Here is a 12,115-nt window from a genome sequence, read left to right on the forward strand (position 1 = left end):
AACAGACTGCTGCAAATTTAATCTTAAAAGGTCAACAGACCCTAGTTATTTGAACTCAGATACAACTAATGTCTAATATTTAATAGTGCACTGCTGAGTAATCCTTGATGAAAAGCCTAAGGCAAGTAATATAAATTGGAGACTAATATGTCACAAAGTATCTATCCAGTTCCTGCGCAGATAAAAAACGCAGCGCTCGTCGATAATGAAAAATATAATACGATGTATAAACAGTCTATCGAAGACCCTGAAGGGTTTTGGGCTGAGCACGGTAAGCGTCTTGACTGGTTTACTCCATATTCAAAAGTAAAAAACACTTCATTTGACAAAGGCCATATCAATATTAAATGGTATGAAGATGGCTACCTGAATGCCTCTTATAACTGTATTGATCGTCACTTAAAAACAAAAGCGGATAAAGTAGCATTAATTTGGGAAGGTGATGATCCTTCACAAAGCGAAAATATCACCTACCAACAGCTACATGATGAAGTGGCAAAGTTTGCCAATGGTTTAAAAAAATTAGGTGTTAAAAAAGGTGATCGTGTAGCCATTTATATGCCAATGAGCCCGCAAGCTATATACGCAATGCAAGCTTGTGCCCGCATAGGTGCTATTCATTCAGTTATATTCGGTGGCTTTTCACCGTCAGCTATTGCGGATCGTATTAATGATTCGGGTGCTAAAGTGGTGATCACCTCAGATGAAGGCCGACGTGCAGGTAATTGTGTACCGCTTAAAGCTAATGTAGATGAAGCCGTATTACAAGATTCAGTAACCACCGTTGAGCATGTAGTGGTACATAAACTAACTTCTGGCGATGTTGATTGGCACGACCATGATATTTGGTGGCATGACTTAGTTGCAGACCAAGCGCCAGATTGCGAACCTGAACACATGAATGCTGAAGACCCGCTGTTTATTTTATACACCTCAGGTTCTACCGGTCAGCCCAAGGGGGTGGTGCACACCACTGGTGGCTATTTAGTGTATTCATCTATGACCCACGAATACATTTTTGATTTAAAAGACGATGATATTTTTTGGTGTAGTGCTGATGTTGGCTGGATCACAGGTCACAGTTATATTGCTTATGGGCCGCTCGTTAATGGGTGTACGCAAGTCGTATTTGAAGGCGTGCCAACTTACCCAACTGCTGGTCGTATGGGTGAAGTGGTTGATAAACATAACGTGACAATTTTATACACAGCACCTACTGCCATTCGTGCATTGATGGCTAAAGGCGAAGAGCCGATTGCAAGCTCACATCGTGACAGCTTACGCATTTTAGGTTCTGTGGGGGAGCCGATCAATCCAGAAGCATGGACCTGGTACTATGAAAAAATTGGTAAGTCGAATTGTCCAATTGTAGATACTTGGTGGCAAACCGAAACCGGTGGCATCATGATTGCGCCATTACCAGGTGCAACCGATATGAAACCTGGCTCTGCAACACGTCCATTCTTTGGTATTGCACCTGCATTATTTGATGCTGAAGGTAATACATTGGAAGGTGCGGTTGATGGTAACCTTGTGATTTTAGATAGCTGGCCTTCACAAGCACGAACCGTTTATGGCGACCATGAGCGCTTTGAACAAACCTACTTTAGCGCTTATCCTGGTGTGTACTTTACTGGTGACGGTTGTCGTCGTGATGAAGACGGTGATTATTGGATCACAGGACGCGTTGATGACGTACTTAATGTGTCTGGACACCGTTTAGGTACTGCGGAAATTGAAAGTGCGTTAGTTGCTCATGAAGCTGTAGCTGAAGCGGCAGTAGTAGGCTACCCGCATGATATTAAAGGCCAAGGTATTTACGTTTACATAACTCCTAACGAGGGTGTAACGGTGAGTGATGAGCTAACAAAAGAGATCCGTAATTGGGTACGTAAAGAGCTAAGCCCAATAGCATCACCAGATATGATTCAGTGGTCTCCAGGTTTACCAAAAACACGTTCTGGCAAAATTATGCGTCGTATTTTACGTAAAATCGCGGCAAATGAGCACCAACAGCTTGGTGATACCTCAACACTTGCGGATCCGTCAGTGGTTGATGAGCTAGTAGAAAATCGATTAAATCGTTAATTTCGCGTTAAAAGCTTGATTAGAAGTTGATTCTAAACGTAGTATATCGGCTGTTGTCTATTGGATAGCAGCCGAATTTTTGGGAGTGAACAATGAGTCAGTTTTTAATAGCGGACGATCATCCGTTATTTCGTGAAGCACTAAAGGGCGCTTTGAGTGCAAAGTTTGCAGGTTTAGAAGTATTTGAATCAGCGGATTTTGATAGCACATTGCAGGTGTTAAGCGAACAAGAAGATCTTGATATATTACTACTAGATTTACACATGCCAGGTAACGGTGACTTATACGGCTTGATCCGTATACGTGAAGATTACCCAAGCCTACCTATTGCGGTTGTGTCGGGTAGTGAAGATGTAAATATTGTTTCGAAAGTTATGGGTTATGGGGCAATGGGGTTTATTCCTAAGTCATCATCATCTGACGATATTGCCAACGCAATTAACCAAATACTCGAAGGCGATACTTGGCTGCCAACCGAACTAAAAAGTAAAGTGGCTGAAATAGAAGGCGCAGATAGAGAAATTGCTGCACAAGTAGCATCACTTACTCCACAGCAATACCGTGTATTACAATATTTGCACGAAGGTTTACTGAATAAACAAATTGCGTACGAACTTCACATTTCAGAAGCCACAGTCAAAGCTCACATCACTGCCATATTTAGAAAACTCGGTGTTTATAATCGAACTCAAGCTGTTTTAATTGCTGCAAAACTACAACTAGAACCGATAGAGCAAGCTTAAGCAGACTAAATAAGAGGCGAGAGCCTCTTTTTTGTAACCCCATCACAATAAACCCATCAGTTAATTACCATGACATAACAAGTCATTCATCTTTATTACATGACCTGCTCAGAAAATAATGCTAGGTTACGGGCATTTTGTAATTAAGAGAGCATGGTATGTCAGACTCAATGGACTCACCACACACATCCCAAGATGAAAATCAGGCCGCAAAGGGCGGTTGGTTTAATCGATTTTTAGCCACGGTAGAATTTTTAGGGAATATGCTTCCCCACCCAATTACCTTATTCGCGCTGTTTTGTATTGCCATTATTTTATTTAGTGGCGTTGCTGATTGGTTTGGACTTAGTGCTATCGATCCTCGCCCTGAGGGCTCTGCTGGGCGCGATCCAGATGGTGTAATTGAAGTCGTTAGCTTACTCAGTGCCGAGGGCTTACAGCGTATTGTAACGGGATTGGTAACTAACTTTACCAGCTTTGCCCCATTAGGCACGGTGTTAGTGGCGCTATTAGGTGTAAGTGTTGCTGAACATTCTGGGCTATTGTCTGCGGCAATGCGTGGCATGGTTATGGGTGCATCTAAACGCTTAGTTACCTTTATGGTGGTATTCGCTGCTATTTTATCAAACACAGCATCTGAGCTGGGTTATGTCGTATTGATCCCCCTAGCGGCAATGATATTTCATAGTTTAGGTCGTCATCCGCTTGCAGGCCTTGCTGCAGCGTTTGCTGGTGTATCGGGTGGCTATAGCGCTAACTTATTACTGGGTACTATCGATCCGTTATTAGCGGGTATTACGACGCCTGCAGCACAAATGATTGATCCAACTTACCAAGTAGGCGCTGAAGCAAACTGGTATTTTATGATGATTTCAGTATTGCTAATTGCTGTTTTAGGTACACTTGTTACTGAGAAAATTGTTGAGCCACGTTTAGGTAAATATAACCCAGATGAAGCCAGTGAAGATTTAGCTCAAAATAATATTGCCGGTTTAACTGCCAAAGAAAAGTCAGGTTTAAAATGGGCTGGAGTTTCATTACTTGTTGTTTCGTTGTTGCTCGCTTGGACGATTGTTCCAGCAGACGGTATTTTACGTAACCCTGAAACAGGTCTAGTTGCTCACTCGCCGTTTTTAAAAGGGATTGTTGTTTTTATTTTTGTCACCTTTGGTATTCCGGGTTTTGTGTATGGTCGCGTGGTTGGCACCATGAAAAATGATAAAGACGTGATCAATGCCATGAGCAAAAGTATGAGCTCTATGGGCATGTACATTGTATTAGTTTTTTTTGCTGCGCAGTTTGTGGCATTTTTTAAATGGACTAACTTAGGCACCATTTTAGCGATTAACGGTGCCGCGTTACTACAAGCTCTTAGCTTAACTGGACCGGAAGTATTTGTACTGTTTATTTTGATGTGTGCTTTAGTTAACTTAACTCTAGGCTCATCGTCAGCGCAGTGGGCAGTAACAGCACCTATCTTTGTTCCTATGCTAATGCTCATAGGTTATGCACCCGAGACAATTCAAGCGGCTTATCGTATTGGTGATTCAGTAACTAACTTAATTACCCCGATGATGAGTTACTTTGGTTTAATTCTTGCGGTTGCCACTAAATACAAAAAAGACATGGGAATAGGTACTTTGGTAGCCACTATGTTGCCATACAGCTTAATCTTCTTTGTTGGCTGGGTGGTACTGTTTTACTTATGGGTATTTATTTTAGGTATGCCAGTAGGCCCTGGGGCACCAACGTATTACACACCCTAGTTAAGTAAGGTTTATTATTTACTTATAAAAATGCCAGCTTATTAGCTGGCATTTTTAATAGCTATATAAAGCTAATTATGAAAATACGACGGTTTTATTGCCATTAATAAACAGCTAGAGTATTACCAAATTGGTTTAATAACATGCCGCCTAAACAAAGGCTTCTTTTGGAGCTAATAATACAACTTTGGTTTTTTCTTCGCCGTGCAGTGCCTCTTTTACGCTAGCAGGTAATCCTTCGCAAAGTTATAATAAGAATCGCAGCGGGATTAGCCTGTGAGTTCTGCTCTCATTAAAAGCGTTGTGCATCTTTATCAACAAGGCCTAATAATATCTAAATTATGCTGATTACAGAGTTTGGTAATTTTGGCTAAGCCTAATATCGTTTGCGTATTAGTTGGTTAGTGTATTACTTATTTTCCTCATTCCCTCCCTGTCTTTACTGCGCTTGCTGGGGGGAATCACATTTATATCAAAGTGTAGAGAGGGGGGGTTTAGTTTGGAAAGATGCCACCTAGTAATAAGGTGGCATATATAGATAAGCTAGGTTTTTGGCTCAGACGCTAAATCGTCTTCCTGACGTAAAAAACCAGCGGCTTCCTCATCATCTTTGGTTAAAGCTGGCTGCATAGGCATAGCCCGTGTTTGCTGGTTTAACTGGTGTAGTTGAGATGCATTGCCTAAATCGCGTTCGCTAGTGATTGAGGCAATTGATTCTCGATCTTTCAAAAAGGCAATTACATCTTTTTTGATTGCTTGTAATTGACCTTCATCTTTATGCATTTCCATAATATGTCGAGGATGCTCGAGGTTTTTCATGCCTGTAGCTGCAAAGGTTGTAGAAACAATGCGCGAAACAATCACCCAAGGCGTTATGCTGCTACGTACCAAGGTATTTTCCGAGCGTGTGCTATCATGAATACCGGTACCCGTTGATATTTTTGACTCAGTAAATGTGCCCTCGCACTTGAAGTACACGAGTAAAGATTCAAATTGCATTTCAGCAAAAAATAAATGGGCACTATTGCTCAGAAGTTGAGCAAATGCTTTAACTAATATGCCGATAAGTAATAAATGAACACTTGCCATTAACAGCTCGCTAAACTCAATAATATTTTTATTATTAAAGGCTTGTTCAATACTATTTATATTAGCAGCGTCAATATAGTGGTAAATATTAATAAAAGAGTAAGCAAGCAACACAGTAAAGGTAAGCGCTACAATGTAGAGTAAGTTACCACTAATTAACGCAACTAAACGAGAAAGGTTAAAGTGCTTACCTAAATCCATAGTGTGTAGTTTAGGCTGAATCTCTTGAATCATTTCGCCTTTAAACCCGCCTTTTCCTTCAATTTGCTCTTGTAGTTTAGGATCTAGCTCACGATAAACCCTATTAGGTACTTCTTTATAACGACGATTAGCCATTACTAAGTTATCAAGATTTATAAAAATTTCATCTGGATGAACAGACTCTTGCCAGTTTTCACGTAGTTCTGATACTTCAGCGCTTGGTGTCACTTCGTTTAAACGCGCTTTAATCATCACAAAAACAAGTACACAACTAAGTGCAGCTAAAAAAATAATGGCAGTTAAATAGAGGCCCGCGTTAAGGTTGGGTAATTGCTCAAGCCAATTGTCTATTTGTTGTTTGCTTATGCGCTGTTCTTGCATTATCCACGACATAGACAGGCCTATAGCAATGGGTAATATAAAAGATAAAGAAATGATTTTAGCAAGAGCACCAGTACCTAAGGCTTCAATATTTTTCTCTGCATTACGTGAAATAGGTTTGCCAGAAGAGCGCCAAGAAAACAGCACATAAAACATTAATATGGCACTATATATTGGAAAAGCTAGTTCGCCAGCTTCACCGGTAAAACCAGACAGTGACACAAAGGCGACCAATGCGTAAGCGATAAGAGCAACCAGTGTGCTTATCCATGAGCCAAATAAACGTTGAGCAACATTACGTATTGGGTAGGGTAAAAATAATAGTTTTGGTACTAAACTATGTAGCAAACGCGATAAAAAGCCATTTGGTTCTTTAAAAGTACTGTTTTTGCGACCAACAAGCATTTCTTCTAATGTTTGCGCAGTGTAGGCTACTTCGTTTTTTTCTTCTTGTGCAGTTGAGGTTTGTGACTTACTAAAATTAAACGCCAACGATGTTGGGTGGTTTCTACCTACGAAGTACTTAAGCGTTGCATAAATACCACCCGATAAAGTCCGAATGCCTAGGGCGAGTATTAACATGCCAAATATCATTAAGATCCAACCTGCTGTTGCATCTTCTTTTACAGAGCTAGACGCGATAACAAGCAAGCTGATGCCAACAACAGATTCAATAAGCCCTCTTATTGCTTTTACTTTACCTTCCAGTTTGAAAGGGTTTTTTAGTCCAAGATCGATTGATCCGTAATCAAAAGCCATCAAATGCTCCTTATAAATAGTACATCCTAAAAAGGGAATATCAGCATAGCTACAATAACGCATGCATTAAGACATTATTGCTTAATTTCTGATTGTATATCAATAATATTGTTCAGCTTAAGGTTACTTGAATATGATAAGTTAAATCTTTTAAAGGTTGTTATTGCTTAAAAGGGAGTGTAGTAAATAACCTGATATTTTAGCTAATCCATAAAGTGAATGGTTTGACCAAGAGGGAAATTGCATATTTTGGCCGTGAAGGTTGATAGTAAAGGCCGAGAAAAATAATGATATAAGTCTAACAAAAGTCGCTATTTTCGGTTCTAATAGAAAACAGCTGATACGTAAATTTACTTTGTTTTAATAAAGTCTCTTAACCAGTGTTTAGGTTAAGTTATATTGAATAAACAAATGCCAGCTTATTAGCTGGCATTTTTAATAGCTATATAAAGCTAATTATGAAAACACCACTGTTTTATTGCCATTAATAAACAGCTTGTGTTCTGATGCTAGTTGCAGTGCTTTACAAAACACCGTTTTCTCCACATCTTTACCCATTTTAGCCATCATTTCAGCTGTATTCGCATGGGTCACACTCGATACGTCTTGTAAAATAATCGGGCCTTCGTCTAGCTCATTATTAACAAAGTGAGCCGTGGCACCAATAATTTTCACACCACGTTCAAATGCCTGGTGATACGGTTTTGCACCAATAAAAGCAGGTAAAAATGAGTGATGAATATTAATGATTTTACCCTCAAAACGACCCACAAATTCAGGGCTTAAAATACGCATGTATTTAGCTAGGCCAATAATGTCAGGGTTATAGCTGGCAATTAAGTCACCGACTTTTTCGTCGTGCTCACTGCGCGTAAGTCCTTCATGAGAAACCACATGAAAAGGAATATTAAACCCTTTCACTAGAGGCTCTAGAGTAGGGTAGTTAGCGATAACGGCGAGTATCTCTATGTTTAGAGCTTGTTCAAATTGCTTTAATAACATGCCGCCCAAGCAATGAGCTTCTTTTGTGGCTAATAGTACCACTTTGGTTTTTTCTTCACCGTGCAGTGCCACTTTTGCGCCAGCTGGTAATACTTCGCGCAGTTGTGACAAAAACTCAGCATGTGGTTCGCCTGTAAGCTCTGTGCGCATAAAAAAGCGTTGTGCATCTTTATCAACAAATTCGTTGTTACGAATAATATTTAAATTATGCTGATTACACAGTCCGGTAATTTTGGCGATTAAGCCTATATCGTCTGCGCATTGGGTGGTTAGTATATAACTCATTTTCCTCATTCTTACCCAGTGGTTAGTTGCTTCATTATTTGTGTTTTAATTTAGAAAGCAAGACCTTTGTGTGATAGCCAATGTTTAATTTTAATTTACGCTAAGATAGCGTTAGTAAGGTTAATTTAGCTTTAAGTAAGTTTAACAAATTGTGTTCTAGTAAGGATTTAAAACAAGGAACTAAATCAGTTGTTTATTACTATATTTATACTATTGTCTAGTTAAAAAGTTGTTTTTAGTGTGCTTTACTAGCATACGAGTATATTAAATTGCGAATTAACTCTGTTTGTGCTTAATTTGTATACAAGTGTGGCGCTATTGTAAGTAATATAAACAATGGAAACTTAGCTGCTAAGCGGCTGAAAAATAAAAAGCTTAATGGCTTATAATGTTAATTGGAGAAATAATGGGTAATTTAAGCTTAAAAAACAAGTTGCTACTGTTGGCTGTTTTACCATTGATAGTATTACTAATCAGTTTTATGGCGGGCTCTTATTATTTAGAGAAGCAGAATCAACAGCAAAACTTTAATGAGTTCAAAACTAAATTAATTGCTGATAAACAAACCTTGCTAAGAACAGAAATAGAAATCGGCTCTAAAGTAGTGCAATACCAATTAGCACAAGGAAATGAACAAGACGCTAAAAATGCGTTGCGAGATTTAACCTTTGGCGAAGATGGTTACTACTTTATTTATGATACCGATGGTATTAGTGTTTTTCATGCATTACTGGGTGATGCAATAGAAGGTCAAAATAAAATAGGGATGACCGACCCAAACGGTAAAAAAATAGTGGTTGGCTTACTTGAACAAGCTCGTAAGGGCGGTGGCTCGTTTACCTATCATTTTCAAAAGCCCAATACCACAGGCTTAGTCGAAAAGATTGGCTATGCAGCCATGATCCCAGGTACTAATTGGATGATAGGCACTGGCACATATATGGATGATATTGAAGCTGAGTTGGTAAAGTATCAAGCAACTATGGAACGCCATTTAAGTGAAAAAATGACCACTTTGGTTTTAATATCACTTCTGCTTCTTGGTTTAGCAGCAGCCGGTGCGTTGTATGCTTCTAATAATATGCTAAAACCGATTAAACGTATGGTGCAAAGCTTAGATGATATTGCCAAAGGGGAGGGGGATTTAACCCGACGCTTAGAAATAGATACTCATGATGAAATTGGTCAGTTAGGTGAATCTTTCAATGTATTTGTGAGCAAGCTACACAGTATTATTGCCGGTGTGGTTGATGTAACAAGTGACGTTAAAACAGCTTCTTCAGATATTAATACGCAAACATTACTCATAGAAGACAAGTTATTAAAGCATAACCATGAAACCGATTTAGTGGCAACGGCGATTACCGAAATGTCAGCAACCTCGCATGAAGTTGCGCAAAATACCACACAAGTTGCGGTATCAACTCAGGCGGCAACAAAAGAAGTGGCTAACGCGCAAGATTGTGTGGATGTTTCACTGAGCGAAGTATCAAACTTAATGGGCGAAATTAATCAAGCAGCAGAGCAGGTTAACTCGTTAAGTGAGCAATCTAAAAAAATTAATAGCGTATTGAGTGTAATTGGTGGCATTGCTGAACAAACAAACTTATTGGCATTAAATGCGGCAATTGAAGCGGCACGCGCAGGTGAGCAAGGTCGGGGGTTTGCGGTGGTGGCTGATGAAGTTAGAAGCTTAGCGAGCAGAACCCAAGACAGTACATTAGAAATTAACGAAATGCTAAGTGAGTTACATAATTTAGTAACGGCAGCTGTTGATGCTATGCATGCGAGTCAACAAAGCTGTAATCGTTCAGTTGAGTCTTCTCGCGCTATTTCTGAAAGCTTAGGTGCGGTAACCACGTCCGTGACCACCATTAATGACATGAGTACGCAAATTGCCACAGCAGCAACAGAGCAAAGCAGTGTAACAGAAGAAATTAACCGTAACGTGTATGCGATTCAAGAAATAGTTAATGAGTTAACACAGTCGAGTAAAACCACTTCTTCAGTAAGTCAGCACCTAGCAGGGCGAGGTGAAAACTTGGGTGACCTAGTAGGACAATTTAAAATATAGATAGCGTGATTTAAATTGCTAACTACGCTAAGCCGTAACATTATTTGTTACGGCTTTTTTATTGGTTGGCGCTGAGTGGGTGATAGTAGCTATAAATATCTAACGACACAGAGATTTTTTAATATTTTTATTCGTCTCTAATGTACACTATTAGCTATTCTTATTAATAAGTGCTTACTTATTACAGTAAATTTATAGTGAAAGACTATTTTAGGGTTTTGAAATGATAGAGTATCCGGTTGATCAGTTACCACAACTCATAAACGACTTATTGCAGTGTGATACCACAGAGCGCAAAAATAAATTACTTATAGATGCTCAACAAACCTTATCAATCGAACACTTATCTTTGTTGTTTGAAGCTATTCCTAAAGAGCAACGCCTTGAAATTTGGCATTTATTAGATGAAGACACGCAACACGAAATTTTCGTTAATTTAAGTGAAGATAGCTGTTTGTGGTTATTGCAGACTTTAGATGACAGCGACGGTTTTAAATTATTAGACGAAGTTAACGTTGAAGAGCTGCTTGAGTTAGAAGAAGTTATTCCACAACGTTTTATTGATTATGCAAAAAAGCAGCTAGATGAAGCACAAACCAAACAATACGAACTGGCGCAACAATATACACCTGAGCAGTTAGGTCACTGGATTGGCTTTGACTTTTTAAAGGTGTCTGACAAGCTCACTGCGGGTGGCGCTAAAAAGCTGCTACACAAAGGGTTACCGCAGTACAGCGAAGTGATTTATTTAGTGAGCCGTAAAGGTAGCTTAATCGGCGAAGTGGCAGTTAATGACCTAATAAAAGCAAATGATAACGAGAGCTTAATGACTCTTGCTAATCATGACTTTACCTCATTGCACGCAGACCATGATTTATATGAAGCCGCAGAAGTGGTTATTCACAGCGAGCAAATGGCCATGCCCGTGGTTAATGCCGATAACAAACTAATAGGGCGTTTAACCATTGCATCGGCTTACGAGTTACGTCAAGAAATCGCTGACGAAGCAGCAGCAAAAGCCGGTGGTTTACGTGAAGACGAAGATTTATTTGCCAGTGTTCGCAAAAGTGCTAAAAACCGTGGTATTTGGTTAGGTATCAACTTAGCAACCGCATTTTTAGCCTCATGGTTTATAGGCTTATTTGGCGCCACCATAGAACAAGTGGTGGCACTTGCGGTATTAATGCCTGTAGTAGCCTCTATGGGCGGAATAGCGGGTAGTCAAACCTTAACAGTTATAGTGCGCGGTCTTGCGCTTGGTCAAGTTACCGACTCAAACCGTAACGCTCTACTTAAAAAAGAGCTACGTGTAGGGGCGGTAAATGGCTTGGTATGGGCTTTAGTGATTGGTTTGCTAACTTACCTGTGGTTTAACGATATTATGCTTAGTATAACCATTACCGTGGCAATACTGCTGAATTTAGTGGCTGCATCGTTGGCGGGCGTAGTGATCCCGTCTATTTTAGATAAAATGAAAATTGATCCAGCATTATCAGGCTCAGTTATTTTAACCACAGTAACTGATATTGTCGGCTTTGTGACCTTTTTAGGGTTAGGTAGTTTGTTGTTACTTTAGGGTCTGTTGATCTTTCAAGGTTAAATTTGCAGCAGTCTGTTTGGTATTTAGGCAAGGCAGAGCCTATGTGGTGTGGTTATTCCCCATAAATAGGCGATAATGCAGCATCCTTGGCTCAACGGCGGTCCCCTTAGGGTGCTCCCTAGGGCCG

Annotated in this window: 7 protein-coding genes; 5 read left to right on the forward strand and 2 right to left on the reverse strand. The window is 39.7% G+C overall.

What is annotated here, in order from left to right:
• Positions 1–147: 147 nt before the first annotated feature.
• The 3 genes from acs (at position 148) to CWB78_RS16100 (ending at position 4,597) form a co-directional block, all read left to right on the forward strand.
• Complete coding sequence (acs, locus tag CWB78_RS16090) at positions 148–2,088, forward strand: acetate--CoA ligase (protein ID WP_010387762.1); 1,941 nt, start codon at positions 148–150, stop codon at positions 2,086–2,088.
• 92 nt (positions 2,089–2,180) lie between these two features.
• A complete protein-coding gene (locus CWB78_RS16095; protein WP_008111545.1) occupies positions 2,181–2,831 on the forward strand; it encodes a response regulator transcription factor in 651 nt (216 codons plus the stop codon).
• A 158-nt stretch (positions 2,832–2,989) separates the two neighbouring features.
• On the forward strand, positions 2,990–4,597 hold the full coding sequence (locus CWB78_RS16100) for an AbgT family transporter (protein WP_054201779.1): 1,608 nt from the start codon (positions 2,990–2,992) through the stop codon (positions 4,595–4,597).
• A gap of 543 nt (positions 4,598–5,140) precedes the next feature.
• Here CWB78_RS16100 and CWB78_RS16105 read toward each other — a convergent pair.
• Together CWB78_RS16105 and purU are read right to left on the reverse strand one after the other, a co-directional pair.
• Positions 5,141–7,027 carry a hypothetical protein gene (locus CWB78_RS16105; RefSeq protein WP_138596458.1) on the reverse strand — a complete coding sequence of 629 codons (1,887 nt, stop codon included), beginning with the start codon at positions 7,025–7,027 and terminating at the stop codon, positions 5,141–5,143.
• A gap of 456 nt (positions 7,028–7,483) precedes the next feature.
• Positions 7,484–8,314, reverse strand: coding sequence for a formyltetrahydrofolate deformylase (purU, locus tag CWB78_RS16110; RefSeq protein ID WP_075169719.1), 831 nt, complete (start codon positions 8,312–8,314; stop codon positions 7,484–7,486).
• 406 nt (positions 8,315–8,720) lie between these two features.
• On the opposite strand from purU, the gene CWB78_RS16115 reads away from it, so the two are divergent.
• Positions 8,721–10,388: a methyl-accepting chemotaxis protein gene (locus CWB78_RS16115; protein ID WP_075169718.1), complete on the forward strand. Its 1,668-nt coding sequence runs from the start codon at positions 8,721–8,723 to the stop codon at positions 10,386–10,388.
• Positions 10,389–10,611: 223 nt separating this feature from the next.
• Positions 10,612–11,964 carry a magnesium transporter gene (locus CWB78_RS16120; RefSeq protein ID WP_138596460.1) on the forward strand — a complete coding sequence of 451 codons (1,353 nt, stop codon included), beginning with the start codon at positions 10,612–10,614 and terminating at the stop codon, positions 11,962–11,964.
• The last annotated feature ends 151 nt before the right edge of the window (positions 11,965–12,115 follow it).

The organism is Pseudoalteromonas sp. S1612 (genome assembly GCF_005887175.1).
Classification (GTDB): domain Bacteria; phylum Pseudomonadota; class Gammaproteobacteria; order Enterobacterales; family Alteromonadaceae; genus Pseudoalteromonas; species Pseudoalteromonas undina.